This window comes from Rhizobium sp. Leaf384 (genome assembly GCF_001424065.1).
Lineage (GTDB): Bacteria > Pseudomonadota > Alphaproteobacteria > Rhizobiales > Rhizobiaceae > Ferranicluibacter.
Map to the genome: position 1 here is coordinate 894,315 of NZ_LMQE01000001.1, position 25,155 is coordinate 919,469.

Annotated in this window: 23 protein-coding genes; 11 read left to right on the forward strand and 12 right to left on the reverse strand. The window is 66.7% G+C overall.

Annotation, left to right across the window (positions count from 1 at the left end; translation table 11 throughout):
• Positions 1–110: 110 nt before the first annotated feature.
• From ASG25_RS04140 to ASG25_RS04155, 4 genes are all read left to right on the forward strand, one after another.
• Positions 111–1,154, forward strand: a complete 1,044-nt coding sequence (locus tag ASG25_RS04140; protein WP_062469582.1) for a spermidine/putrescine ABC transporter substrate-binding protein — start codon at positions 111–113, stop codon at positions 1,152–1,154.
• A complete protein-coding gene (locus tag ASG25_RS04145) occupies positions 1,151–3,565 on the forward strand; it encodes a bifunctional diguanylate cyclase/phosphodiesterase (RefSeq protein ID WP_062469585.1) in 2,415 nt (804 codons plus the stop codon). The genes ASG25_RS04140 and ASG25_RS04145 overlap by 4 nt, the downstream gene beginning before the upstream one ends.
• Before the next feature lie 163 nt (positions 3,566–3,728).
• Positions 3,729–4,997 (forward strand): phosphoribosylamine--glycine ligase, encoded by a 1,269-nt coding sequence (purD, locus tag ASG25_RS04150; RefSeq protein ID WP_062469588.1) that lies wholly within the window; start codon positions 3,729–3,731, stop codon positions 4,995–4,997.
• 123 nt (positions 4,998–5,120) lie between these two features.
• Positions 5,121–5,798, forward strand: a complete 678-nt coding sequence (locus ASG25_RS04155; RefSeq protein ID WP_062469591.1) for a plant virulence effector HPE1-like domain-containing protein — start codon at positions 5,121–5,123, stop codon at positions 5,796–5,798.
• Positions 5,799–5,973: 175 nt separating this feature from the next.
• Here ASG25_RS04155 and ASG25_RS04160 read toward each other — a convergent pair whose 3' ends face one another.
• The 6 genes from ASG25_RS04160 to ASG25_RS04185 all read right to left on the reverse strand — a co-directional run bounded on the left by ASG25_RS04160 (position 5,974) and on the right by ASG25_RS04185 (position 13,301).
• Entirely contained in the window at positions 5,974–6,483 is a 510-nt protein-coding gene (locus ASG25_RS04160) for a DUF523 domain-containing protein (protein WP_062469594.1), read from the reverse strand.
• Positions 6,480–8,795 carry a glycine--tRNA ligase subunit beta gene (gene glyS / locus ASG25_RS04165; protein ID WP_062469597.1) on the reverse strand — a complete coding sequence of 772 codons (2,316 nt, stop codon included), beginning with the start codon at positions 8,793–8,795 and terminating at the stop codon, positions 6,480–6,482. Before glyS ends, ASG25_RS04160 begins: the two co-directional genes overlap by 4 nt.
• 102 nt (positions 8,796–8,897) lie before the next feature.
• Positions 8,898–10,808 carry a DUF2207 domain-containing protein gene (locus ASG25_RS04170; protein WP_156379845.1) on the reverse strand — a complete coding sequence of 637 codons (1,911 nt, stop codon included), beginning with the start codon at positions 10,806–10,808 and terminating at the stop codon, positions 8,898–8,900.
• A gap of 100 nt (positions 10,809–10,908) precedes the next feature.
• Positions 10,909–12,195, reverse strand: coding sequence for a 3-phosphoshikimate 1-carboxyvinyltransferase (gene aroA / locus ASG25_RS04175; RefSeq protein ID WP_062472133.1), 1,287 nt, complete (start codon positions 12,193–12,195; stop codon positions 10,909–10,911).
• Between the two features lie 137 nt (positions 12,196–12,332).
• The gene (locus ASG25_RS04180; RefSeq protein ID WP_062469600.1) at positions 12,333–12,884 is read right to left on the reverse strand and encodes a LemA family protein; all 552 of its coding nucleotides are present in this window, start codon (positions 12,882–12,884) and stop codon (positions 12,333–12,335) included.
• 159 nt (positions 12,885–13,043) lie between these two features.
• Positions 13,044–13,301, reverse strand: coding sequence for a hypothetical protein (locus ASG25_RS04185; RefSeq protein ID WP_062469602.1), 258 nt, complete (start codon positions 13,299–13,301; stop codon positions 13,044–13,046).
• Between ASG25_RS04185 and ASG25_RS22580 the strand changes: the two genes are divergently transcribed.
• Entirely contained in the window at positions 13,300–13,458 is a 159-nt protein-coding gene (locus ASG25_RS22580) for a hypothetical protein (RefSeq protein ID WP_156379831.1), read from the forward strand. The genes ASG25_RS04185 and ASG25_RS22580 overlap by 2 nt on opposite strands.
• Positions 13,459–13,591: 133 nt before the next feature.
• On the opposite strand, the gene ASG25_RS04190 is transcribed toward ASG25_RS22580, so the two are convergent.
• The 5 genes from ASG25_RS04190 to ASG25_RS04210 form a co-directional block, all read right to left on the reverse strand.
• Positions 13,592–14,566, reverse strand: coding sequence for a glycine--tRNA ligase subunit alpha (locus tag ASG25_RS04190; RefSeq protein WP_062469606.1), 975 nt, complete (start codon positions 14,564–14,566; stop codon positions 13,592–13,594).
• A 319-nt stretch (positions 14,567–14,885) separates the two neighbouring features.
• Entirely contained in the window at positions 14,886–15,071 is a 186-nt protein-coding gene (locus tag ASG25_RS04195; RefSeq protein ID WP_062469609.1) for a hypothetical protein, read from the reverse strand.
• A 210-nt stretch (positions 15,072–15,281) separates the two neighbouring features.
• Positions 15,282–16,136: a S49 family peptidase gene (locus tag ASG25_RS04200; RefSeq protein ID WP_062469612.1), complete on the reverse strand. Its 855-nt coding sequence runs from the start codon at positions 16,134–16,136 to the stop codon at positions 15,282–15,284.
• An 87-nt stretch (positions 16,137–16,223) separates the two neighbouring features.
• Positions 16,224–17,036, reverse strand: coding sequence for a methyltransferase (locus tag ASG25_RS04205; protein ID WP_062469616.1), 813 nt, complete (start codon positions 17,034–17,036; stop codon positions 16,224–16,226).
• 15 nt (positions 17,037–17,051) lie between these two features.
• Positions 17,052–17,276, reverse strand: coding sequence for a DUF2007 domain-containing protein (locus ASG25_RS04210; RefSeq protein ID WP_062469619.1), 225 nt, complete (start codon positions 17,274–17,276; stop codon positions 17,052–17,054).
• A 109-nt stretch (positions 17,277–17,385) separates the two neighbouring features.
• Between ASG25_RS04210 and ASG25_RS04215 the strand changes: the two genes are divergently transcribed.
• The 4 genes from ASG25_RS04215 to moaB all read left to right on the forward strand — a co-directional run bounded on the left by ASG25_RS04215 (position 17,386) and on the right by moaB (position 22,028).
• Positions 17,386–18,402 (forward strand): polyprenyl synthetase family protein, encoded by a 1,017-nt coding sequence (locus ASG25_RS04215; protein WP_062469621.1) that lies wholly within the window; start codon positions 17,386–17,388, stop codon positions 18,400–18,402.
• 240 nt (positions 18,403–18,642) lie between these two features.
• The gene (locus ASG25_RS04220; protein WP_062469624.1) at positions 18,643–20,472 is read left to right on the forward strand and encodes a tetratricopeptide repeat protein; all 1,830 of its coding nucleotides are present in this window, start codon (positions 18,643–18,645) and stop codon (positions 20,470–20,472) included.
• A gap of 102 nt (positions 20,473–20,574) precedes the next feature.
• Positions 20,575–21,495, forward strand: coding sequence for a 4-(cytidine 5'-diphospho)-2-C-methyl-D-erythritol kinase (locus tag ASG25_RS04225; RefSeq protein WP_062472136.1), 921 nt, complete (start codon positions 20,575–20,577; stop codon positions 21,493–21,495).
• Positions 21,492–22,028 (forward strand): molybdenum cofactor biosynthesis protein B, encoded by a 537-nt coding sequence (gene moaB, locus ASG25_RS04230; RefSeq protein ID WP_062469627.1) that lies wholly within the window; start codon positions 21,492–21,494, stop codon positions 22,026–22,028. Before ASG25_RS04225 ends, moaB begins: the two co-directional genes overlap by 4 nt.
• Before the next feature lie 79 nt (positions 22,029–22,107).
• Here the strand turns inward: moaB and ASG25_RS04235 are convergent, their stop codons facing one another.
• On the reverse strand, positions 22,108–22,620 hold the full coding sequence (locus ASG25_RS04235; protein WP_062469630.1) for a hypothetical protein: 513 nt from the start codon (positions 22,618–22,620) through the stop codon (positions 22,108–22,110).
• Positions 22,621–22,854: 234 nt separating this feature from the next.
• Between ASG25_RS04235 and ASG25_RS04240 the strand changes: the two genes are divergently transcribed.
• Positions 22,855–24,012 (forward strand): PA0069 family radical SAM protein, encoded by a 1,158-nt coding sequence (locus tag ASG25_RS04240; RefSeq protein WP_062469633.1) that lies wholly within the window; start codon positions 22,855–22,857, stop codon positions 24,010–24,012.
• 178 nt (positions 24,013–24,190) lie between these two features.
• Complete coding sequence (locus tag ASG25_RS04245; protein ID WP_062469637.1) at positions 24,191–24,877, forward strand: ribonuclease HII; 687 nt, start codon at positions 24,191–24,193, stop codon at positions 24,875–24,877.
• Positions 24,878–25,155 lie beyond the last annotated feature (278 nt).

Here is a 25,155-nt window from a genome sequence, read left to right on the forward strand (position 1 = left end):
CCGCAAGCATCTGACCTTGCTTGGACTTCCCTGTCTGACGGGGAAAACGGCGTAAAGTTTCAGCAAGTTTTTTCGTTTATCCTTCTTGACGACCATGGAAGGGAAGCCGGATGCGAGAGGGACTTGCTGCGACAGCGCTTCTGCTGTGTCTCTTCGGCGGCACGGCGCCGGCACGCGCGGAGACCCTGAACCTCCTGATCTGGGAAGCCTATATCGATCCGGCCATCCTTTCCGACTGGACGGCCGCGACGGGCATCGCGGTGCGGCAGATCTACTTCGATAGCGGCGACGCCCGCGACGAGATCCTTGCCGACCCCAACAGCAATATCGACCTCAGCGTCGTCGGCGAGAACGGCAGCGCCCTCTTCGGCAAGCGCGGCATTCTCGCGCCGATCGACGTGGACGGCGTGCCGTCGCTGAAGGATTACGCGACGCAGTGGACCTCGCGCTGCGGCGGTTACGGGGCGCCCTACCTCTGGGGAACCATGGGGATCGTCTATCGCTCCGACAAGATCGGCGTGGCTCCGTCCTCCTGGAAGGACCTCATGCAGCCGGCGCCGGCGCTGAAGAAGCATATCGCGATGTATGACGACCACAACGAGGCCTTCGTCGCGCCGCTCGTCCTTCTCGGGAAGTCGATCAACGCCAACGACCCGGAAACGCTGAAGGAAGCCTTCGAGCTGATGAAGGGCCAGGCGCCGTCGGTGCTGACCTACGACTATGTCATCACCTCCATCGACAATCCCGACTACGGGCACGACATCTACATGGCGCTCGCCTATAGCGGCGACCAGAAGGTTCTGAACGAGAAAACGGGGACGCCCGGCATCTGGCGCTATGTCGTGCCGCACGAGGGAACGCTCTCGTGGCTCGATTGCCTGGCGGTCACGGCCGCATCGCCGCGCAAGGCGGAGGCGATGAAGCTGCTCGACTTCATCCTTTCCGCAAAAAGCGCGGCCAGGAACGCGCAGACCCTCGGCATGCCCGCATCCAGCACCGCAGCGCTCGCGCTCCTTCCGGACGCGGTCAAGAACGACCCGGCGATCTACACCCCGGACGACATCCTCAAGAGGAGCCAGTACCAGACGGAGCTTTCGGTTTCCTCGATCCAGACCCGACGCCGGATCATCAGCGCCATGGCGAACTTCCAGTGACCCTCGGCAAGCGCGCGGTCTATCTGATCTTTCCGATCGTTCTTGCCGGGTATCTGCTGGCGGCGAGCCTTGTCTACGTGGTCGAGAGCAAGGCGCTCCTGTCGCTGGAGAAGGCCCGCATCTCCCAGCAGCTCGACCATGCCGAGGCCCTGTTCCGCACGGACGCCAACCAGAGCCGCAGCTTCCTCTACTCGCTGCTCGAGGGAAATGCCGTCCGCCTGTTCGTGTCCGAGCCGGACGACAGTTACCGCAACAATGCCTTGTCCCTGCGCATCCAGGCGTCGATCCGCTCGCTGTCGGACGATCCGCGCGCCTATGTCTCCTTCTCGATCCTGCAGCCGGACCTCTCGATCGGCTACTATTTCGAAAACAGCGACGACCCCTTCGCCGAGGTCAGCCCGGCCCAGATGACGCTGGCGCAGACGCTGTCCCGCAGCGAGGTCCTGCGCAACTGGACGTTCCTCGACGGACGCTCGGGGGGAAGCGCGCACGACCGCCGGCCGCTCCTCGTCTATTCCGAATATATCGATCCCACGACGTTCAGCCGGGCGCTGCCGAGCAATCGCAGCCGGGCGCTTCTCGTGCAGGTCGCCATCCAGCCGGACCAGTTTCTGGCCATGCTGCAGTCACTGGAAACGGAATACGGCACCGAGCCGCTGTTCACGCGCGACGCACCGACGCCGGCGCAGGGCGGCGAACTCGCGGCTTCCGTCGAACTGATCCCGCAACTGCACCTGACGCTGCGCGTTCCCGACGCCTATGTCTCGACGGCGCTGTGGCAGCTGAAACTGGTGCTGGGACTGGGCACCGTCGGCATGAGCCTGCTCTCCATCGGCCTGATGATCGCGCTCATCCGCCGCTTCATCACCGATCCCATCGCGGCCCTCGACCAGCAGGTCACCGCCGTGATGGACGAGAGGTCCGAGCAGATCGTCGATGTCGGCGGAGACGGCGAGATCGGCCGGCTGACCGGCAACATCAAGAAGCTGCACGACCAGTCGTCGAGCGCGCTTCGTCGCGTCCAGGAGGCCTCCTGGACCGATGCGCTGACGGGCATGCTGAACCGCAACCGCTTCAACGTGCTGGCCGGGCGCATCGTGCAGCGGGCGGTCGAGGGCCATGCCAGCGCCGCGCTCCTCTTCATCGACATCGACCACTTCAAGTTCGTCAACGACAAGCACGGACACGACGTCGGCGACGAACTGCTGCGCGTCTTTGCCGATCGCGTGCGCGATACCATCGCCCCGATCATGACGCGGCGGGGGCTGCCGAGCGCCGTGCTCGCACGCCTGTCGGGCGACGAATTCGCCGTGCTCCTCCAGGCGGAACCGGGCACCGGCGCGATCCGCGAGGCGTGCGACGCGATCCTTGCGCTGTTCACGCACGGGTTCGAGGTTCGGGACAAGGTGCATCCCGTCACCGCCAGCATCGGCGTCGCCATCTGCCCCTGCGACGCCACGAGCGTTGCCGCGCTGGTCTCCAATGCCGATGCGGCCATGTACCAGGCGAAGACAAGCGGCAAGAACCGGTCGTCGCGTTTTTCCCGCGCGCTGCAGGACAAGCGCGACCGCGTGCGGCAGATTCAAGAAGAGCTGCGTCTGCTCGACCCGGACGAGCAGTTCCACCTCGTCTACATGCCGATCGTGGATGCGGGAGGTCGCGTCACCGGCTGCGAGGCCCTTCTGCGCTGGACGTCGCCGACGCTCGGCCGCGTCACGCCCGACGAATTCGTACCGATCGCGGAAAGCTCCGGGCAGTTCACCAAGATCGACTGGTGGGTGGTGTCCCGCGCGATGGGTGACTATGGCACGATCCGCGACATGTTCGGGCCGCAGGCCGTGCTGGCCATCAACATCTCCTCGGCGGAACTGCATTCGCGCAGCATCGGCGATCATTTCAGCCGCGAGGCGGCCCGTCACGACATCCCGCCGGACCGGATCGAGATCGAGCTGACCGAAACCTTCGCTGTCAAGCTCGGGGACCAGCTGCATCGCAATCTCGAGGCGCTGCGCAGCCGCGGCTTCCGGATTTCGATCGACGACTTCGGCGCGGGCTATACCTCCGTGCAGCAGATCATCGAATACACCGCCGACACGATCAAGCTCGACCGGGCGATCGTCGAAACCATGGCGACGCCCGACCTCTCCCCGGCCCTGACGGCGCTGATCGCGCTCTGCCATGCGCGCGGCATGTCGGTCATCGGCGAAGGGATCGACAGTGCCGAGAAGGTCGACTTCCTCACCCGCGCCGGCTGCGACTTCTTTCAGGGCTACCTCATCTCCAAGCCGCTCGCTCTGGACGAGCTCGGCATCTGGGCGCTGCAGCGGGTGAGCGAGACGGCGACGATGCGGCCGAGCGAGCGCCCGGCCAGCGCCGTCGCGCGCGCCCGCGGGACGCTGCGGCTCCTCTAGACGGCGCGGGCTTGCGGGTTTCGTCCGGTCTCGGACACGGGATCCCGGGCGTTTTTCCTTGACCCCGGGGGAGTGCCGCCTTAACCGCAACAGCAAGGTTTGCTGGCCGGTCGACGCCCGGTCGTTCCCTCGGCTTGCCCGGTTGCTTGAAGGACGAGACACGATGAAGGTATTGCTGATCGGTTCGGGCGGGCGTGAACATGCCCTGGCTTGGAAGCTTGCCCAGTCGCCCCGCCTCACCCAGCTTTTCGCGGCACCGGGCAATCCCGGCATCGCGGACGTGGCCACGCTGATCGAGATCGACGTCGAGAACCATGAGGCGGTCCTCTCCTTCTGCCTGAGCGCCGGCATCGAGTTCGTCGTGGTCGGCCCCGAGGCACCGCTGGTGGCCGGCCTGGCCGACATGCTGCGGGCGGAGAACATCCTCGTGTTCGGCCCCTCCCAGGCGGCGGCCCAGCTCGAGGGCTCCAAGGGCTTCACCAAGGACATCTGCGCCCGCTACAACATCCCGACCGGTGCCTATCGCCGATTCGGCGACGCCGGTCCCGCGATCGACTATGTCCACGAGCAGGGTGCCCCGATCGTCATCAAGGCGGACGGGCTTGCGGCCGGCAAGGGCGTCACGGTCGCCATGACGGTCGAGGAGGCCGTCGCCGCGATCGAAGCCTGCTTCTCCGGCTCGTTCGGCGCGGCCGGTGCCGAGGTCGTGGTCGAGGCCTTCCTCGATGGCGAGGAGGCGAGCTTCTTCTGCCTCTGCGACGGAAAGAACGCGCTGCCGCTCGGCTCCGCGCAGGACCACAAACGCGTCGGCGACGGCGATACGGGCCCGAACACCGGCGGCATGGGTGCCTATTCCCCGGCTCCGGTGATGACCGACGAGATGGTGGCGCGCACGATGCGCGAGATCATCGAGCCGACGCTCTCCGGCATGGCCGACAGCGGACACCCGTTCGAAGGCGTGCTCTTTGCCGGGCTGATGATCACGGACAAGGGTCCGGAACTCATCGAGTACAATGTGCGCTTCGGCGACCCGGAATGTCAGGTCCTGATGATGCGCTTGAAGAGCGATCTTCTGCCGCTGCTGCTCGCAGCCGCAAGCGGCGGGCTGGCCGGGCTTGAGGCCGAATGGCGCGACGAGACGGCGCTGACCGTGGTGATGGCGTCGAAGGGCTATCCCGGCTCGTATGACAAGGGCACGCCCATCGCCGCGCTGCCGCCGGAGGCCCCGTCCATGAAGGTGTTCCATGCGGGCACCGCGCTGAAGGACGGTGCGCTGGTGGCGACCGGCGGCCGCGTGCTCAACGTGACCGCCGTCGGGGAGACCGTGGAGGCGGCACGGGATCTCGCCTATGCGGCGGTCGACACGGTATCCTGGGACAATGGCTTCTGCCGGCGCGACATCGGCTGGCGCGCGGTCAACCGGACCGCCTGAGCGCGCGTTTGTCTTGACGACACATCGCGCGCTTTCGCGCCGTTCATTCAAACTTTACCAATTCTCCTGACGGGACCGTAACCGCGGGATCGTATTCTGCTCCCAGATATGTGGGAGACACTGATGCGCGGATTTCTGCCGGCGGGCTTCGCCGTTGCCTCGGCCATCTCGGCCATTGCGGGCCTCGCCCCTCTTGCGGCCCGGGCGTCCTCGCTCGACTATGTGCACACGCCGCCGGACGCAGCGCCGAGCGTCACGATCATGCACTGCACGGATTGCCCGGCCCTGAAGCCCGACCCCCGCGCGGTGACCTATGTCGTGCCCGAACTCGTGCCCGGCACGGACCGGAGCGAGATCAAGGAAATCAACGGCGAAATGAAGATTGTCCGGGAGGAAGCCTGGCTTGGCGGCTCGCCCGTGACCTTCATCAGCAAGGCATCCGACGAGGATGTGCGCCTTGCGCGCGGCGAGCCGGCGCACCCGGCCGGCCCTGCAACGGTGATCGGCGAGGCTGGCCGCCCGGCGCCGCCCGAGGGGGGCACGACGGTGACGGTTGACAAGGCGATGACCACGGCCTCGCTCGGCGGGACAACGGCGGCCTCGATCGCCGCGGTCTCTGTCGCGCCTTCGGACCCCGCGTCCGCGTCCTCCTCCTCTCAGGCCCCGTCTCTGGCCCTCTCTCCAGCTACGTCTCTGGCCGCGTCCACGGCGTCTGCGACCCCGTCGCCGACCGCGGCCGACACGGCCTCGTCGTCTTCACACGATTTTGATGGGCAAAGCCTTCAGCTTCGGCTAAACTGATTGCGACTTCCAGTCCCTGCCCTCGCCGGCCTCCAGGCCTCACGGGCAAGCGCCTTCAACAAAGGCGGAAAATTGCGTCCCTGAGAGAAGCAGGGGCGCAATTTTTTTGACGTGCGCTTGTTGCCCGGGACCGCGCTTCGCCGGGTCTCGCCCCCTCGCAGAAACCCTCCGGCCATCAGCCGTTATCGATCTCGGCCGCCAGGGCGTCGATTTCGTGATCGGCAAAGACCCGTATGCCGTTGCGGCGCAGAAGTGCTGCGGCAACCCCCTCGCCGTCCTGCTGCCGTCCGGAAAACGCGCCGTCATAGATCCTGCGCGATCCGCAGGATGGGCTGCCGTCAATCAGCAGCGCATGGGTGCAGCCGGTCGCACGTGCAAGCGCCAAGGCATTTTCGGCCGCCTGCCGGAAGCCGTCGGTGATATCGCCGCCGGTCGCCTCGAACACGCGGGCCCGACCGGCAAGCACGTCCGCGCCGCTTGCGCCCCCCGCGATTTCCGCAGGGGCACGCGGCACGGGCATGCCGGCCGACATTTCCGGACAGATCGTCACCAGGCGGCCCTCGGCCTGCCAGCGCTCGAGTGCGGGGTGCCGCAAGGGTTTTGCCCGGCCGTCATAGCGCACGGCATGGCCCATGAGGCAGGCGCTGACGAGGATCCTCGCGTCCGCGCCCACCGTCCCGCTCATCCTGCGATGCGCGAGAAATCCGCGACCGTGCCCGTGGCGGCGCGGATCCGGCCGAGCAGCGCGAGACGGTTGGCGCGAATGGCCGGATCGTCATCATTGACGAGGACGTCGGCGAAGAACCGGTCGATCGGCGCCCGCAGGGTCGAGAGCGCCTCCATGGCAGCGCGGAAATCCTCTCCTGCAACCGCCTCGGCGGCGGCAGACGTTGCCGTGCTGACGGCGGCGTAAAGCTCGCCTTCCGCCGGCAGGGCGAACAGGGCAGGATTGACCGTGTCGGTGACGACGGTGCCCTTCTTTTCCTCGGCCGCCAGAAGCTGTGTTGCGCGCTTGGTCCCGGCGAGCAGGTTCAGCCCCTCCTCCGACGTCACGAACGCCGTCAGCGCCTCGACCCGGCGGGCAACCGCCAGAAGATCGTCGTTGCCGGCGGCATGCCCCTCATCCGCCCCTTCGGGCCACCTTCTCCCCGCCTGCGGGGAGAAGGACGCGGCACCCTCGGCGCTCTCCTCTCCTTCTCCCCGCAAGTGGGGAGAAGGTGCCCGGAGGGCGGATGAGGGGCCGGCCGCAAGGACGGCATCGATCAGGTCGTGCCGCGCGCCGAGATCACGAAGATAGACCTTCAGGCGATCATGGAAGAACGAGAGGAGGTCGGCCGTGTGTTCGGTCTCGAAGGCCCGGGCGTCGCCCGCCTTGATATCGGCAACGACGCGCGGTCCGTGCGTCCTGAAGAGGGAGACGAGCCCGGCGCGGATCTTGCGCTCCAGAAGCATTCGCACCACACCCAGTGCCGCACGGCGCAGCGCAAACGGATCCTTGGAGCCGGTGGGCTTTTCGTCGATCGCCCAGAAGCCCACCAGCGTATCCAGCTTGTCGGCGAGCGCCACGGTCAGCGAGACCGGGTCCGTCGGCACGACATCCGTCGGGCCCTGGGGCTTGCGGTGTTCGGCGATCGCGGTCGCCACGGTTTCGGTCTCACCCTGCAACAGCGCATATTTGCGGCCCATGATGCCCTGGAGCTCGGGGAACTCGCCAACGGCTTCGGTGCGCAGGTCGGCTTTCGAAAGCACCACGGCGCGATCGACCAGCTTCGGGTCGGCACCGGTGACGGTGCAGAGATCGGCCGCGAGCGCGCGGATGCGGCGGACGCGGGCACCCTCGGTGCCGAGCTTGGCATGGAAGGTGACGTTCAGCGCATCGAGCTTGGCCATCCGCTGGTCGAGCGGTTTGGCGAGATCGAGATCGAAGGCTTCGGCCGAACGGCGCAGGGTTTCGAGGTCCGGCAGGTCGCTCTGGTCGCGGGTCCAGAAGTGGCGGGCGTCCGACAGGCGGGCGCGCACGACCTTGCCGTTGCCGTGCACGATCTCCTTGCCGCCGTCCTTCGCCTCGATGTTGGAGACGAGGATGAAGTGATGGGACAGGGTGTCCTCGCCGGGACGACGGGTGACGAAGCACTTCTGGTTGGTCTTGATGGTCAGCCGGATGATCTCGGAGGGGATCGAGAGATCGCCTTCATCGAAGGTGCCCATGAGCACGACCGGCCATTCGACCAGGCCCGAGACTTCTTCGAGAAGAGCCGGATCCTCGACCAGTTCCAGGCCGCTCGCAAAGGCGAGATTGCCGGCATCCGCCGCGATGATCTCCTTGCGCCGCTCGGCATCGAGGACGACCTTGGCCCTTTCGAGCTTCTCGACGTAATCGGAGAAGCGACGAACGGTGATCGCGTCCGGCGCGTGGAAGCGGTGGCCATAGGTGACATTGCCGGCGACCAGGCCGTCGACCTCGAAGGCGATGACCTGCGTTTCCTCGTTCTCGGGCCCGAAGGTGCAGACGATCGACTGCAACGGGCGCACCCAGCGCAGGGCGCCGGGACGGGCCGAGGCGACGCCCGAACGCATGGAGCGCGGCCAGGGGAAGTTGCGGATGATGCCGGGCATCACGTCGGCGACGATCGCCTCGGCGGCCCGGCCGGGCTTCACCAGATGCGCGACGTAGAAATCGCCCTTCTTCGGATCGGAATGGACGTGCGCCTGCGAGATCGAGGTCAGGCCCGCCGCACGCAGGAATCCGTCGATCGCCTTTTCGTTCGCATCGGTGCGCGGCCCCTTCTTCTCCTCGCGCACATCGGCCGAGCGGGCGGTGACGCCGCGAATGTCGAGCGTCAGGCGGCGCGGCGTCCAGTATTCGCGGGCGCCCTCATAGGTCAGGCCCGCCTCGACCATGGCATCCGTCAGGAGCTTCTTCAGGTCGCCCGCAGCCTTGCGCTGCATGCCGGCGGGAATTTCCTCGGAGCGGAGTTCAAGCAGAAGATCGGGCATGGCACTCAGACTTTTCGGTGAAGCGAACGGATGCCCGTCGCCTTAGCAATCCCGTCGGCAAAAGTCACCATGATAGGTGCGCTTCGGCGGGCTTGTTTGCGGCTACCAGCCGCCGCCGCCGCCCCCACCGCCGCCACCGCCGGAAAAGCCGCCGCCGGAGGAAAAGCCGGAACTGGAGCTCTTGGGCGGCGGCGGCAGGGAGGACTGCATCGCCCCGGCCATGGAGCCGGCAAAGCCGCCCATGCGGTCCCCGAAGCCGCCATACCCGCCCGGGCCGGAATACCAGGCCGGCGCATAGGCGGCGGCACCGGCCGCCGCGGTCGCCAGCCAGGCGTCGAAGGTCTTCGACCAGGGTTTTTCCACACCCAGCGCCACCGCATAGGGCAGCAGGGTTTCATAATGTTTCGGCGACATGGTCGGGGCGCCCGCCATGTTCATGCGCTCCTGCTCGGCCAGCGTCAGATATTGCCGGAGACCCGCAATATGGGCCGACAGGCGCGCACCGACCGGCGTCGGCGCACCCATGAGGAACAGGAAGACGAGATTGACCAGCACGATGCCGCCGATGCCGGCCAGCAGCGGGAGCTGGTGCGTTTCTACGGCATCGAACGCGATGGAGGCGACGAGGCCGCCGAACACCGTGACACCGACGAAACCGAAGAACGACAGCATGACGATGCCGGCGATGCGCCCCGCGAGGCTCGACCTTCGCCGGACGGACCGGCCGATGACGGCAATGAAGATGGCGGTGAACACCGCGATGACCACGGGCACGATGACGATGGCCGCCCCCGCATCGTCAAGCGTGCCGAACCCGAGGATGGCGAGGATGAAAACGATGGACAGGGCGATGCCTGCGATGATCGCACCGATATTCGCCTTGTAGTATTTGCCGCGATGCTCGGTTTCCATCGCCTTGCGGAAGCTGTCGCCGGCCTTCTGGACCGCAGGGCCGTTTTGCCGGTCGATCACCAGCCGCCCGCCGGCGCCGTCGACGGCACGCAGAAGGGCGGCCTCCCCCGTCGGCAGCTTTTCGGTGGCGGGCGCCTTGCCGGTGGCGGAGATGACGAGCGCCTTTTCCAGATCCTCCAGCACGACGCGGCCGGTGACGGCGAGGTTGAGGGCTGCCGCCGCGATCGCGGTCCATCCTCCGTCGGCAAAACCGCGATTGTCGATGTAGTTCACGAGAGCGGGCGAGGCGTTTTCGGGCGGATCCCAGCGCGGCACGACAACGCCCCCATCCGGATCCCGTCCCGCGCGTCGCCAGATCCAGCCGTAATAGGCGGCGACGATTGCAAGACCGACGCCGGCCAGGATCGCGGCCATGTTTTCCTGCCACCAGGCGGCACGCAGCTGCGCCTCGCTCGGCGGCGCGATCACGCCTTTCTTCAGGCGCATGACGATGGTCAGGCCCTCGTTGGGGCCGAGCGGCTGCGTCGTGCGAAACGTTGCGCCATTGCCGGCCGGGGCCCCGCGTGCGTTCTTCTCCTTGGAGCCGTAAGCGCCGGTAAAGACGTTCAGCGCCTGCGGCCGCGCGCCGCCGGGCAGAAGCACCGTGGCGCTCGCCTCGTCGATCGGGAAGGCCCAGCCGGTTCCCGTGACATTCCAGTACAGCTCGTCATGATCCTCGAAATACCGGATCTGGCGGTCGGTGGTGTAGGTCAGCGCGAAGGTGTGGACGCCCTGCGGCAGGATCACATCCTTGTCACCGGTGTAGATCCGGATGCCGTTGTCGATGGTTTCGGTGCGCGACGGCTCGGCCTGACCATCGCGCTCGACCGAGACGAGATGGAAGCCGACGCGGTGGGTGCGGCCGTCCTCGCCCGTGAAGGTGAGCGGAAAATCCCGGTAGATGCCGCGCTTGATCAGGGCGCCTTCCGCAATCGCCCGGATCGTTTCCGTCACCGTCAGGGTGCCGTCGCGGGCAACCTCGATCTGCGCGTCGTAGGAAAGGATGCGCTCGTCGGCCGCTGCCATCCCGGCGGTCGCACCGGCAAGGAGAAGCAGCGCCATGCCGAGACCCGCAAGCAGGCGCACCAGGCGCAGGGTCGTGTCCCGCGCCACTCTTGCCGGAAAGCCCTTGCGGACGCTGTCTCCCCCACGCCGCATCGGATCAGGCCGACCGCAGGGTCATGTCGACGCCGAGAGAGGCGAGCGCATCCCAGTAGTCCGGGTAGGTCTTGCCGACGCAATCGGGATCGAGGATGGCGATGCCGCCGATTTTCAGGCCCGCCAGCGCAAAGCTCATGGCGATACGGTGATCGGCGAAGGTGTCGATGTCGGCCGGCAGGGTCTGCCCTGCCAGGCCCGGATCGGACGCCACAAGCAGATCGTCGCCCTCTTCGGTCGCGAGCCCCGCACGGATGGCGGACAGGCCGAGCGACAGGGCGCGCACGCGGTCGCACTCCTTGACGCGCAGGTTGGCGATGCCGGTGAAGCGAACCGGCGTCGCGTTGAAGGCGGCGAGCACGGCCAGCGTCGGCACCGCATCCTGCATCTGCGATCCGTCGATGACGGCCGGGAGATGCGGAAACTGCGCGATGACGTCATGGGCGCGCGCGTCCGGCTGCGAGAAATCCGCCGTGGGCACGCCGAGATCGATGCGACCGCCGGTGAGCTTTTCCATCGCCCAGAGATAGGTGGCGGCCGAGGCGTCGGGCTCGATGCGGAAATCGGTCGCGGTATAGCCGGTCGGCCAGACGCGCCAGACGGAGGACGAGGCCTGCTCGACGCGCGCACCGAAGGCCCGCATGGCGGCGAGCGTCAGGTCGATGTAGCCGCGCGCGCCGATCTCATCGCCGGCGAGGACGATTTCGAGCGGTTCCGCCATAGCCGGATCTGCCCCCGACGGCAGGTTTCCGGCCGCGGCCATCAGCAGTGCGGAGACGTACTGGCTGGAAAGACCGGCGTCGATCTCGACGCGGCGGCCGGGGATGCGCCCGGTTCCCGCCACGGTGACCGGCGGGCAGCCCGTTTCGGCCGAAATCTCGACGCCGAGGGACCGGAGCGCCTCGACCAGCGGCGCGATCGGACGTTTGCGCATGTGCTGGTCGCCATCGACGACGACGGTGCCGTCGACCAGGGCGGCGGCGGCGGTGAGGAAGCGGGTGGCCGTGCCGGCATTGCCGAGGAAGAGCGGTGCGGCGGGGGCCACGAGGCGGCCGGTGCCGGTGACGACGAAGGTGGTCGGGTCGGGCTCGCGGACCTCGACGCCCATGGCGCGCAGGGCCTCGGCCATGTAGCGGGTGTCGTCGCTGCGCAGGGCGCCCGTCAGCCGGCTCGTGCCCCGGGCAAGGCCCGCCAGGAGCAGCGCGCGGTTGGTGATCGACTTCGATCCGGGCGGGCTGACGGCGCCGGTCAGCGGATGGCCCGGCGGGGTGATGATCAGGGCTTTCTGCATCGCGGTCTTCTGGGCGGACGGGTTGGGGGCGTGGGTCATGGGAGCGTGGGTCATGCGGGCGGTCTCTTGTGATCTGTCAGCGCTCCGTGCCCCTCAAGGCACCGTGCGGCATCGGTGAAACTCCGGAGGCGGCGGGCCTAGAACTTGATCGTCGGCACCGCGCGGTCGGCCTCGTTGGTGATCTCGAAATAGGGCGCCTTGGAAAAGCCGAGCGGGCCCGCCACGAGATTGGACGGAAAGCTTTCGACCTTCACGTTGAGGTCGCGCGCGGCGCCGTTGTAGTAGCGGCGCGACATCTGGATCTCGTCTTCGGTGCCTTCGATCGACGCCTGCAGCTCGGAGAAATTCTGGTTGGCCTTGAGATCGGGATAGGCTTCGGCAAGGGCAAACAGCTTGCCGAGCGCCTGCCCAAGCAGGCCTTCCGCCTGTGCCCGTCCCGCGACGTCGCCGGCCGGCACGGCCTGGGCGCGATTGCGCAGGTTGACGATCTCTTCCAGCGTACCGCGCTCGTGCGCTGCATAACCCTTGACCGTTTCCAGCAGATTGGGGATCAGGTCGGCGCGGCGCTTCAGCTGCACATCGATGCCGGACCAGGCCTCTTCCTTCACGTTCCGCGCCTTGACGAGGCCGTTATAGACCAGGACGAGATAGCCCGCGACGACGGCCAGAATGACGAGACCTGCAATCATTAACTCTCTCCCCAGATGCCCCTGCGGGCTGCCCGCATCTCCATAGCGTGCTTTTACACCGCTGCCCACTGTCTTGCAGAGACGAGGCGGGCCGCAACGGCGTCCTTTCACCGGAAATGAGTCACGATTTGTCGGGATTGGCGTCAGCCTCGATCCGGCTTACGCTGCCAAGATCGCAGTCACGATGACGACGCACCCATGGCGCGCGCCATTGCCTGATTTCCGATGAGGGACATGCCGGATCACGCTCCCGAGAGCTGCCGCCTGTTCCGGATTACGTCCGACGTCGCAGCGGTGTTCGCGCTGCCGGGTGTCATGGATGCGCCACAGGTGCATCGGCACTGTCCAGTCGGCAATGACGGCCTGACAAACCTCATGGGAAGCTGCGGCTTCCCGCAGATAGGAGACCGTGAACATGACGCTTCTTGCCGTAATCGCCCTGTCCGCCGTGATGCTGACCGGCATCAGCCACCTCGTCGCCCTGCGCGGCGAGCGCCATCGCTTCACCCCGCCCATGCTCGACAGCGCGCCGCTCAACATTCACCGTCCGATCCCGCGTCCCTGGCACGGCTGAGCCGCCGGGCCGCCAGCAGAGGTCAGGTCGCGCGAAGACCAGCGCGGCCGTCATGCGTCTGCCGTCATGCGTCTGCCGTCATGCGTCTGCCGTCGGGCGTCTGCCGTCGGGCCTCTCGGATCAGGTTTCGATCTCAGGCCGCTGCCGCCGGAAGGTTGACGCCGCCGGCGTCCGTCATCAGGAAGGCTTCGCCGCAGGCCTTGGCCAGGGTGCGCACCCGCAGAATGTAGCTCTGGCGCTCCGTGACGGAGATGACGCCGCGGGCATCGAGCAGGTTGAAGACGTGGCTTGCCTTGATGCACTGGTCGTAGGCCGGGAACACGCATTTGTGCAGCGCGCGATGGGCCGTGTCGCCCGGCGCGCCGGCCTTCAACAAGGCGAGGCATTCCCCCTCGGCGTCGATGAAGTGCTGGTGCAGCATCGCCGTGTTGGCATATTCGAAATTGTGCCGCGAATATTCCTGCTCCGCCTGCAGGAAGACGTCGCCATAGCTGATCTTTTCCGCACCCTCGCGGCCGTTGAAGTTGAGGTCGTAGACATTGTCGACGCCCTGGACATACATGGCAAGCCGCTCGAGACCATAGGTCAGTTCGCCGGAGACCGGCGAGCACTCGATGCCGCAGACCTGCTGGAAATAGGTGAACTGCGACACCTCCATGCCGTCGCACCAGCACTCCCAGCCGAGACCCCAGGCGCCGAGCGTCGGGCTTTCCCAATCGTCCTCGACGAAGCGGATATCGTGCAGCAGCGGATCGAGACCGATGGCGGCGAGCGAACCGAGATAGAGTTCCTGCAGGTTCGACGGGTTCGGCTTCAGGATGACCTGGTACTGGTAGTAATGCTGCAGCCGGTTCGGATTCTCCCCGTAGCGACCGTCGGTCGGGCGACGCGAAGGCTGCACATAGGCGGCCCGCCAGGGCCGGGGCCCCAGCGCCCGCAAGGTGGTCGCGGGATGGAACGTGCCGGCGCCGACTTCCATGTCGTAAGGCTGCAGCACCGCGCAGCCCTTGTCGGCCCAATAGGCGTGCAGCGTGAGGATCAGCGCCTGAAACGAACGCTTCGGGTTCATATGGTCGGGCAAGGCGGTGAAATCGGTCAAGGCAGACATGGAAGATCAATCGCTGGTGACGGAAAGATGAGACCGGACGAGTGCCACGGGCGGCGGCAGGGGTCAATGTTTAAGCGCTTCGGGGCGCAGATTTGCGATGGCGACGCCGATGACCAGCAAGGCGACCGTCACCTGGCCGGGCTACACTCTGCACGGCTTTCCGTTGATGCGGACGATCCGCCGGTCAGCTTCGCTGCCATCCGCAGCGCCGGATCGGACGCGATGTCGAGGGTGAGACTCCGGCTGTCGTCGACGGCCCCGGAGATGGCCTTTCCGAAACGCCAACAGACAAGAGACGCGACCGGGCGGCAGCGCGCCCTCAGTCCTTCTTCACCCGATATTCCCCCGTAGCGGGATCCTGCACCAGCGTGCCCTGCGATCCCGTCTGCTGCTGCTTGCGGACGCGTTCGCGCTGGCGGGCAAGGCGTTCGGCGTCGAGAACGAACTTGCGGTAACCGAACCAGGCAATGGCGGCGACGATCAGGAGAAGAAGGAGTTGCGGCATCTTGGGTTCCAGAGGGGGACGGGTACGGCCTTGTTGCGAGAGAGCCTGTGAGAGGGGACGCCGCGCCAGCGCTCAACCGTTGCCGGTTGCCGTCGCGCGGCCTGATCCTGATGCATGTCGCCCGAAAATGTGCAGCGGTTTCGGGAAACGACCCGCATCAAGACAAGAACCTAAAGTGCGGTGCGTGAATCCTTTTTCGCGCACCGCGCTTTAGAGGCCGAACCGGCCCCATAATGCCTTTTCCTCGGCGGCTTCGGCAAGACCCGCGACGGCAGAAAGCGCAAGCCCGCTCGCGATGGCGACACCCGGCTGCCGTCGGCCGAACAGGCCGCGCGAGGCGCTCATAAGCCGGAGCTGCGTCTTCTCGCCGTAGCGGCGCTTGAGTTCGCCGCGCATGTCGCCGAGGCCATCGACCAGACCGAGCGCGCGGGCGCGTTCGCCGGTCCAGAACAGGCCTGAGAAGATCTCGCTGTCCTCGCTGAGCAGATGCCCGCGCCGCGCCTTCACCATGCCGGTGAACACGCCGTGGATCTCCTGCTGCAGGCTCTTGAGGTAGGCGACATCCTTCTCCTTTTCCGGCTGGAAGGGATCGAGCATGACCTTGTTTTCGCCGGCCGTGTAGACACGCCGTTCGATGCCGACCTTGTCGAGCAGTTCGGTAAAGCCGAACCCACCGGACACGACGCCGATGGAACCGACGATGGAGGTAGGATCGGCGATGATCTCGTCGCCTGCGAGCGCGATCATGTAGCCGCCAGATGCCGCGACATCCTCCACGAAGACGAGGACGCGCTTGTTCTTCTCCGCGGCGAGATCGCGGATGCGCTGGTAGATCAGCCGGGACTGCACCGGCGAGCCACCCGGCGAATTGATCGCGATGGCCACGGCCGGGGCTTCCTTGTCGGCAAAGGCGCGCTCGAGAAGCGGCGCGACGGCGGCAATGTTGAGCATCGGCCGGAAGGCGCTGCCGCCCGCCATGATCGCCCCGTGCAGGCGAACGACCGGGATGGTCACACCCTGCTTGCGAAAGCGCTTCGGCAGCAACCGTTTGATGAAACCGGCCAAATCTGTCTCCTCTTTATAGACGATGCCGGATGGATGTAGGGATTGGCCCGGCAGGCGCAATGGCCTGCAGGCGGGATCACGGGAAATTCAGCGGCGGGCGTAGAAGGCACGGCCATTGTTGAGATCGTCGACCTCGGGCAGGAAGGCATGCGAGCCCGCGCCGTGCATGACCAGCGGCGCCCGCAGGGAAAGGCGCGCGCGGGACTGCTTGATGCCGGTGACGAGGATGCGCACGGCATTTTCGCCGGCACGCGGCAGCAGCGGCGTGATCTCCAGTCCGCCCAGCCGCCGGCCGCAGGCCGAGACGATCTCGCCGATCGATTCCGGCCGCGCGATCAGCGACACCTGCCCGCCGGGCCGCAGGATCGCGCCCGCGGTGCGGATCCAGGCGTCGAACAGCCCCTCGTTCATCGCATGCGCCGCCGCCTTCAGCGCATCCGGCGTCCGGCGGTCGGCCCCATTGTTGAAGGGCGGGTTCATGACGACATGGTCGAAGAGGTCGCTCGGCAGCCCGGCCTCGACACGCGCCCTCCCCGTCAGCGCGACGTCGGCCTCCAGCACGTCGAGCCGGCCTGCGAAGGCGGCATTTTCGGAAAGGGCAAGGCTGCGGCGGGCAAAGGCCGCCATCTCGGCCGCCCGCTCCACGAGGAGCACCTGCGCCGAGGGCACGCGCACGGCCACCGCCATGCCGGCCGCGCCGGCCCCGGCACCGAGATCGGCCACCTTGATCGGCGCCGGGCCCGGATCGGGCACGAGGGCGGCGAGCAGCATCGCGTCCATGCCGGCGCGATGGCCGCGTCCCAGCGGCTGGACGAGGTGGAAGCGTCCCCGGTGGAAGCTGTCCACCGTCTCGCCGGCTGCAGCAGCGGGGTGGGGATCCGACGTCCTGTCAAGCGTCATGCGCGGCTCCGGACGTCACGCGTCCCTCAACTCTGCGGCCAGACCGGCGTCCGACAGAATGCGCCGCGCCTCGTCGGCGCGCTCGCCCTGAACCATCAGCCGGCGCGGCAAAAGGCCGAGCGAACCGTCGAGAATGCTCATGCCCTGGTCGGCGATGAAGCAGATGATGCCCGCGTCGCGCATCAGGCTTTCGGCAAAGGAGAGGACGACGGCGTCGTTGGTACGGATCAATTCTTTCATCTGGCTCGCTTTTTTGCCTTTCGTCGGGGCCCTGGGGCAAATCGCCACTTGCCGCGAATGCCACCCCTTTCTATTCTCAGAAGAATAGCTTGAACAGGAGTGCTTCGCCTTGGGCGTCGTGATACCGCTGGAAGACGGCAAGAACAAACAGGCCTCGGTGCAGCCGCTGGTCGATCTGACCAAGGCCGACATGGAGCGCGTCAACCAGCTGATCCTGGCCAAGGCGGGCTCGGACGTCGAGATGATTCCCGAGGTTGCCAACCACCTGATCTCGTCGGGCGGCAAGCGGCTTCGCCCCATGCTGACGCTGGCCTCCGCCGCCATGTTCGACTTCAAGGGCGATGCGCATGTCAAGCTCGCGACCAGTGTCGAGTTCATGCACACGGCAACGCTGCTCCACGACGACGTGGTGGACGAGAGCGATCTGCGGCGCGGCAAATCCACCGCGCGGATGATCTGGGGCAACCAGGCCAGCGTGCTGGTCGGCGACTTCCTGCTCGGCCAGGCCTTCCGGATGATGGTCGAGGTCGGCTCGCTGGATGCGCTCGACGTTCTCTCGACGGCCGCCTCGGTGATCGCCGAGGGCGAAGTGCTGCAGCTCTCCGTCGCCAAGAACATGGAAACGACGGAGGACGACTACCTCGCCGTCATCCGCGCGAAGACGGCGGCCCTGTTCGCCGCGGCCGCGGAAGTCGGCCCGATCGTCGCAAAGACCGATCGTTCCGCCCGCAACGCGCTGAAATCCTACGGCATGAACCTCGGCCTCGCCTTCCAGCTGGTCGACGATGTTCTCGACTACGGCGGCAAGTCCGTCGATCTCGGCAAGAATGTCGGCGACGACTTTCGCGAGGGCAAGATCACCCTGCCGGTCATTCTTTCCTATCGCCGCGGAACGGCCGAGGAGCGTGCGTTCTGGAAGGATGCGATCGAGGGCGGCAATGCAAGCGATGCGAACCTCGAGCATGCCATGGGGCTCATCACGCGCTATGGCGGGCTGACGGACACCATCGCCCGGGCGAAGCACTACGGCATGATCGCGCGCGATGCGCTTGCGCCCCTGCCCGCCTCGCCCTGGAAGAATGCGCTGCTCGAGGTCATCGACTTCTGCATCGACCGGGTGAACTGACGCCGGTTGTCGGCTTCGGGCAGGATCCCGGCGATTTTCTGGCGGCCTGCGCCAAAAAAGCCATTCTGTCTTGCCAAGCCTGCCGCAACCATGGGTGACCCTCCCGAAGGGGAGCGGACCCCGTCCGGTCGCAACGGCACGCATCGGGATGCAATTCCGGTTCCGCGCAGTATGCGGTATCACTACAGAACTGATTCCGGTTAGGCGCTTGCGCGGCGCATCCGAAACGAAAGGCTTGTCATGCGGCAAAAACATATTCTTCGGATGCTTACCGGCGTCGCGTTTCTGACGCTTGCCGGCGTCGTTTCTGGCCCTGTTCTGGCGGAAGAGGCCAAGGCGCCGGCGACGGAGACCGCGGCCAAGCCGTTCGATGTGAATTCCGTCAACAGCTTCTCGGGTTCGTTCCTTGCGGCCCGCACCGCCGACGTGGACCACGACCTGGACACCGCGACCAAGCTTTACCGGACGGCGCTGGAATTCGAGCCGGACAATGTCGAGGTCAAGCAGCGCCTGATGATCACGTCGCTGATGAACGGCAATTTCGCCGACGGCGTGAAGATCGCGAACGAGCTGAAGAGCGATGCCTCGGTCGAGCGGATCACCACCGTCGTGCGCGGTGTCGATGCGATCGGCAAGAAGGAATTCCGCAACGCCGAGAAGATCCTGAAATATTCCGGGCCGAACGATCTCGACCGGATGATGAACGGCCTCCTCCTGGCCTGGGCGAAGGCCGGCCAGGGCAAGCCCAAGGACGCCATCGCCATGATCGAGGAGATGAAGGGACCGGATTGGTTCGCCATCTTCAAGAACTACCAGCAGGGCGCGATCGCGCTTGCCGCCGGCGACAAGCGGACCGCCCGCACCAAGTTCAACGAGGCCGTGGCCGACCGCAACGGCGGCGGCGCGGCTCCGGACACGTTCATCCGCTCCGTCATCGCGCTGGCACGGCTGGAGGCGACCGACGGCAACAAGCAGAAGGCGCTCGACACGATCTCGCTCGGGCAGAACTTCATCAACAATTACGCGCCGCTCGACGCGCTGCGCAAAAGCATCGAGGACGGCAAGCCGCAGGAACAGCAGGTCCGCAATGCCAGCCAGGGTGCCGCTGCCGTGCTGTTCTCCGTCGGTGCCGCGCTCAATCGCGAGGGGGCGGAAGACATCGTCTCGCTCTACCTGCAGACGGCGCGCGCGCTCGATCCCGACAGTGCCGACATCCTCGTGATGCTCGGCGGCATCGCCGAAACGCTGAAGAAGCCGGAACGCGCGATCGCGCTCTATCAGCAGATACCGCAGGGCTCGCCCATGCGCCGCCTGTCGGAGATGCAGCTGGGGCTGGCGCTGGCCGAAGTCGGCAAGGTGGACGATGCGAAGAAGCATCTGCGCGAACTGATCGACCTCGATCCGACGGACGTGCGCAGCTATGTGGCCTATGGCAGCGTGCTGTCGGACGCCAAGGACTACAAGGAGATGGCGGTCACCTACGACAAGGCGATCGAGATCGTCGGCGCCGTGCCCAAGCGCAGCGACTGGTCGCTCTTCTTCCAGCGCGGCATCGCCTATGAGCGGCTGAAGGAATGGGAAAAGGCCGAGCCGAGCTTCAAGAAGGCGCTGGAGCTGAACCCGGACCAGCCGCAGGTGCTGAACTATCTCGGCTATTCCTGGGTGGACAAGAACATGAACCTTGAAGAGGGGTTGAACATGATCCGCCGCGCCGTCGACCTGAAGCCGGATGACGGCTACATCGTCGATTCGCTCGGCTGGGCCTATTTCCGCCTTGGCCAGTTCGACGAGGCCGTGGCCGAACTCGAGCGCGCGGCCGAACTGATGGCCGGCGATCCGACGATCAACGACCATCTGGGCGATGCCTACTGGCGCGTCGGCCGCAAGCTCGAAGCCGTGTTCCAGTGGAACCAGACGCTGGAGCTGAAGCCGGAGGCGGAGGAGATCCCGAAGATCAAGGCGAAGATCGAAAAGGGTCTGCCACCGCTGGATACCAAGGTCCCTGCGGCCGCCGAAGCCGAGGGCAAGCCGAAGCCGCCGGAAGCGGTCGTGCCCGGCAAGAAGTCCTGACGCCGGGCCGTGCCTGACATGCCTGTCCTGCCGGCCGCGCTCGACGCGCCGGCAAGGGCCACCTCCCCGGCCGCCGTCGCCCCGGACCATAAGGGCGCCGGCATGCCGCTGATGCTGGTGGCGCCGGCAAAGATCAATCTCGCCCTGCATGTCGTCGGCCAGCGCGCCGACGGCCATCACCTGCTCGAAAGTCTCGTGACCTTTGCCGACGCCGGCGACCGCCTGTCGCTGGCGCCGGCAGACGAGGACAGCTTCACCGTTTCCGGCCCCTTTGCCGGGGATGTGCCGACCGGCGCCGAGGGTGGAGACGGCAATCTGGTGCTGAAGGCGCGCAACCGCCTGCGCACGCAGCTGACCCTGCGCGGGCTGGCCTGCGGGCCGGTCGCCCTTCACCTCGAAAAGAACCTGCCCGTCGCCTCGGGCATCGGCGGCGGCTCCGCAGATGCGGCCGCAGCGCTGATCGGCCTTCGGCGTTTCTGGGGGCACGCGTCGGCAACCGATGAGGATCCGGACCTTGCCACTCTCGGTCTGTCGCTCGGGGCGGATCTTCCGATGTGCCTGACCGGACGGCCGCTCGTCGCCCGCGGGATCGGCGAGGCGATCTCTCTCGTATCCGGCCTGCCCGACTTTCCGGCCCTGCTGGTCAATCCGGGCGTTGCGGTCTCCACGCCGGCGGTGTTCCGCGCCCTGACCGAGAAGACGCATCCGCCGCTGACACTGCCCGATGGGCTTGTCGGGCCGCAGGCGTGGATGGCGGCGATCGCGGCGCTGCGCAACGACCTCGAACCGCCGGCCCTCAGTCTCGCGCCGGCGATCGGCCTTGCCCGGGCAGCTCTTTGCGACGCCGGCGCTGCGCTCTGCCGCATGTCCGGCTCCGGCGCCACCTGTTTCGGGCTGTTTTCCGATGTGCAAGCACGCGATCGTGCCGCGACGCGCATCCGCGAGGCCTATCCGGCCTGGTATCTCCTGCCCTGCACCACGCTGGGCTCCCGCCCGGCAGCCGAGAGGACGACGACCCTATGACGATCGACACCACCCGCAGCTTCGTGCCCGTTTCCATTGCGGTTCTCACCGTATCCGATACGCGGACGCCGGAGACCGACACATCCGGCGATACGCTCGTCGCGCGCCTGACGGAGGCCGGCCACGCGCTCGCTGCCCGCGCCATCGTTCCCGACGAGCGCGAGGCGATCGCCCGCCAGGTGACCGCCTGGAGCCTCGACCCCGGCATCGATGTCGTCATTACCACCGGCGGAACCGGCTTTACCGGGCGCGACGTGACGCCCGAGGCACTGGAACCGCTGTTCGAGAAGACGATGGACGGCTTTTCCGCCATCTTTCACCAGATCTCCTACGGCAAAATCGGGACGTCGACCATCCAGTCGCGCGCAACCGGCGGCGTCTTGAACGCGACCTTCGTCTTCGTGCTGCCGGGCTCCCCCGGCGCGTGCCGGGACGCCTGGGACGGGATCCTCAGCCAGCAACTCGACCTGCGCCATCGCCCCTGCAATTTCGTGGAGATCATGCCGCGGCTGGACGAACATCTGAAGCGGTAGGCGCGCCTCGAGCGCGTTGCGTTCTTGTTGTGATGCATGTCGTTTCCCCAAACCGCTGCACGCTTTCGGGCGACAGGCCCTAGCGGCTGGCGGCCCAGGCCGGCATGAGCTCGCTCGACAGGCGGTGCACACCCCGGCGGGTGACGAAATCGGCGATGGTCATGCCGGATCTCACCATGCCGGCTGCCTGCGGGCGGCTGACGAGAAAGCCCTGCTCGAGCGCCGGGCGGCGCGATGCGAGCCGCGCGAGAAGCGGCCGGCGATGCCGCCGGGACGCTGAAAAGCGGGCGGGACCGCGGCCGATCGCCATATGTTCGGCGACCTCCTCCACCCAGCGGCCGAGCGGGCGGGCACCGGGCTCGAGCAACAGCAGCCAGGTGCCGCGGGCCGAGCGAACCACATCGGTCATCGCCCACTCGGTCAAAAACCGCGCACCGGCGGCATCGGCAACGCGTTGCGACGCATCGCGCGACCCGTGATCGAGGATGATGACATCGCTGATCAGACCTTCCACGGCACCCGACACCAGCGCGGCCAGGGACTGGGCCAACCGCGTCTCGCTATCGTGCGTTTCCATCAGGATCGTGAGCATCGCCGTTCCTACCGCATTGCAACCGCGAATGCCATGAAGGCCGGGGGTGGAACCCACGTTTCCCTGTATTCATCATGAATCCGCACTCGCCTGACCGCCAAGGCATGGCGCATGGCTCCGTAAGCCCGGGATTTGTTCTTGCATTGTTCTCATTTTGCCGGTAGCAGTGGAGGCAGAGAGAACGACATGGTGATTTGGCAAGCGCTCGATCGCCCATGTTCCCCGGAGTGTCCCATGAACGATCTGTCCCATGTAAGGCAGGGCGCTTTTGCGCCCGGCAATCGGGCCGATGTGGCCGACGCACTGATGGTGGAGAGCGGCCTCCGCATCGACGTGGACCGTCGCCGCGGACGGGGTGCAAGCGTGAATGCATCCGGCCGGTTCGAACCGGTGACGCGCAGCGTGGAGGATGACGGCTGGAGCTCGCTCGAGGATCTGCCACCGTTCAAGACCGAAGTGCAGGTGGAAAAGCCGCGTACGATCATCTCGCGAAACGACTCGCCGGATATCCCCTTCGACCGCTCGGTCAATCCCTATCGTGGCTGCGAGCATGGCTGCATCTACTGCTTTGCCAGGCCGACCCATGCCTATATGGGCCTGTCCGCCGGCATCGATTTCGAAGCACGCCTGTTTGCCAAGCCGGATGCGGCCAAGCTCCTGGAGCGCGAGCTGGCCAAGCCCGGCTACAAGGTGAAGCCGATCGCCATCGGCACGAACACCGATCCCTATCAGCCGATCGAGAAGAAGTGGCGGATCATGCGCCAGATCCTCGAGGTGCTGAAGGCTGCGGATCATCCTGTCATGATCGTCACGAAATCGGCCATGGTCCTGCGCGACATCGACATTCTCGCCCCGATGGCCGAGAAGGGCCTTGCCCGCGTCGGCCTGTCGGTGACGACGCTCGACCGCAAGCTCGCCCGGCTCCTGGAGCCCCGCGCCTCGACGCCGGAGAAGCGGCTGGAGGCAATCCGCCGCCTGTCGGAGGCCGGCATTCCGACCAGCGTGCTGATGGCGCCCGTCATTCCCGCGCTCAACGATCACGAGATCGAGCGGGTGCTGGACAGCGCCAAGGCGGCCGGCGCAACGGAGGCGAGCTATGTTCTCCTGCGGCTGCCGCTGGAGGTAAGCCCGCTCTTTCGCGATTGGCTGCTGCAGCATTACCCCGATCGCTACCGGCATGTCATGTCGCTCGTCCGCTCCATGCGCGACGGCAAGGATTACGACGCGGATTTCACCAAGCGGATGAAGGGGGCAGGCCCCTATGCCTGGCAGATCGGCCGCCGATTCGACCTTGCGGCCAAGCGGCTGGAACTGAACACCAACCGGCGGGCGCTGAACTGCGACATCTTCGTGCCGCCGCTCGGAACCGGCGTGCAGCTCTCGCTGCTTTGACGCCGGCCCTCTCCTCGTCCGGCATGCTCCGGATCGCGAATGGGGCCGCATGTCCCTCGTAACATGCGGTCACCCGAGGCCGGCAGCGTCCGCACCGCTGCCGGCCTCCTGCCCCCAGGCGCCGCCGCATCTCCTGGGGGCCTTGCGGGGAATCGGCCTCTCGTGCAACGCTGCCGCCATGGCACCCCGCACCGCGACCGATTCCCCGCTTCTCATCGACATCCGCCTGAGCCCGGATTTCCGCATGGAAAAAGCGGCACGACGGGAGGGTCTCTGGCCGGTCGCCGGCACGGACGAGGCCGGACGGGGCCCGCTGGCCGGCCCTGTCGTCGCGGCGGCCGTCATTCTCGACCCGAAGCGCATTCCCGAAGGGCTCAACGACAGCAAGCAACTGACCGCGCAGCGACGCGAGGCCCTGTTTGCCGAGATCCTTTCCACCTCCACCGTCTCGATCGCATCCTCGGGCGCAGGCCGGATCGACGGGACGGACATTCGCAAAGCCAGCCTCGACGCCATGCGCCGCGCCGTCGGCGGGCTTCACCGACGACCGGCTTTGGTTCTTGTCGATGGGCGCGACGTGCCGCCGGGGCTCGCCTGCGAAGGTCGCGCCGTCATCAAGGGCGACGCCCGCTCGCTCTCCATCGCCGCGGCCTCGATCGTTGCGAAAGTCGCCCGCGACCGCATGATGACCCGGGCCGACGGCGTCTTTCCCGGTTACGGCTTTGCCATGCATGCCGGCTATGCCACCGCGCATCACCGCAGCGCGATCACGCTGCATGGCCCCTGCCGGCTGCACCGCATGACCTTCCGACCGCTGCGACCCGACGACGTAACTGTAGAGATCTCGAGCGCCGACCTGCTGTAGCGGCCCCCGCAGCGTGCCGCGGCCGTCAGACCGGAAGCGCCGGCGTGGCAAACCGTCCCGGTCCCCGGGAACCCCGCCACCAGACTTGGCCCTGCGCCTCCCACACTCCCCTCGAGCTTTCCCGACCTCGCGTCCCGCCCCGCCCCTTCGCCTTCGGCAGGACCGCGAGGCACTGCAGCGCCGGATGGCCGCAAACGCGCTTCAAGGTCGTATTTTGATGCATCTCGTTTCCCGAAACCGCTGCACATTTTCGGGCGACATGCATTAGGCTCGAACGC

Bases quoted from the DNA above. Each gene is read 5' to 3' on its own strand.
- ASG25_RS04140 (WP_062469582.1), top strand. From the start codon at position 111: ATGCGAGAGGGACTTGCTGCGACAGCGCTTCTGCTGTGTCTCTTCGGC.
- purD (WP_062469588.1), top strand. From the start codon at position 3,729: ATGAAGGTATTGCTGATCGGTTCGGGCGGGCGTGAACATGCCCTGGCT.
- ASG25_RS04155 (WP_062469591.1), top strand. From the start codon at position 5,121: ATGCGCGGATTTCTGCCGGCGGGCTTCGCCGTTGCCTCGGCCATCTCG.
- ASG25_RS04160 (WP_062469594.1), bottom strand. From the start codon at position 6,483: ATGAGCGGGACGGTGGGCGCGGACGCGAGGATCCTCGTCAGCGCCTGC.
- glyS (WP_062469597.1), bottom strand. From the start codon at position 8,795: ATGCCCGATCTTCTGCTTGAACTCCGCTCCGAGGAAATTCCCGCCGGC.
- ASG25_RS04170 (WP_156379845.1), bottom strand. From the start codon at position 10,808: ATGGCGCTGCTTCTCCTTGCCGGTGCGACCGCCGGGATGGCAGCGGCC.
- aroA (WP_062472133.1), bottom strand. From the start codon at position 12,195: ATGCAGAAAGCCCTGATCATCACCCCGCCGGGCCATCCGCTGACCGGC.
- ASG25_RS04180 (WP_062469600.1), bottom strand. From the start codon at position 12,884: ATGATTGCAGGTCTCGTCATTCTGGCCGTCGTCGCGGGCTATCTCGTC.
- ASG25_RS22580 (WP_156379831.1), top strand. From the start codon at position 13,300: ATGACGCTTCTTGCCGTAATCGCCCTGTCCGCCGTGATGCTGACCGGC.
- ASG25_RS04185 (WP_062469602.1), bottom strand. From the start codon at position 13,301: ATGTTCACGGTCTCCTATCTGCGGGAAGCCGCAGCTTCCCATGAGGTT.
- ASG25_RS04190 (WP_062469606.1), bottom strand. From the start codon at position 14,566: ATGTCTGCCTTGACCGATTTCACCGCCTTGCCCGACCATATGAACCCG.
- ASG25_RS04195 (WP_062469609.1), bottom strand. From the start codon at position 15,071: ATGCCGCAACTCCTTCTTCTCCTGATCGTCGCCGCCATTGCCTGGTTC.
- ASG25_RS04205 (WP_062469616.1), bottom strand. From the start codon at position 17,036: ATGACGCTTGACAGGACGTCGGATCCCCACCCCGCTGCTGCAGCCGGC.
- ASG25_RS04210 (WP_062469619.1), bottom strand. From the start codon at position 17,276: ATGAAAGAATTGATCCGTACCAACGACGCCGTCGTCCTCTCCTTTGCC.
- ASG25_RS04220 (WP_062469624.1), top strand. From the start codon at position 18,643: ATGCGGCAAAAACATATTCTTCGGATGCTTACCGGCGTCGCGTTTCTG.
- ASG25_RS04225 (WP_062472136.1), top strand. From the start codon at position 20,575: ATGCCGCTGATGCTGGTGGCGCCGGCAAAGATCAATCTCGCCCTGCAT.
- moaB (WP_062469627.1), top strand. From the start codon at position 21,492: ATGACGATCGACACCACCCGCAGCTTCGTGCCCGTTTCCATTGCGGTT.
- ASG25_RS04235 (WP_062469630.1), bottom strand. From the start codon at position 22,620: ATGCTCACGATCCTGATGGAAACGCACGATAGCGAGACGCGGTTGGCC.
- ASG25_RS04240 (WP_062469633.1), top strand. From the start codon at position 22,855: ATGAACGATCTGTCCCATGTAAGGCAGGGCGCTTTTGCGCCCGGCAAT.
- ASG25_RS04245 (WP_062469637.1), top strand. From the start codon at position 24,191: ATGGCACCCCGCACCGCGACCGATTCCCCGCTTCTCATCGACATCCGC.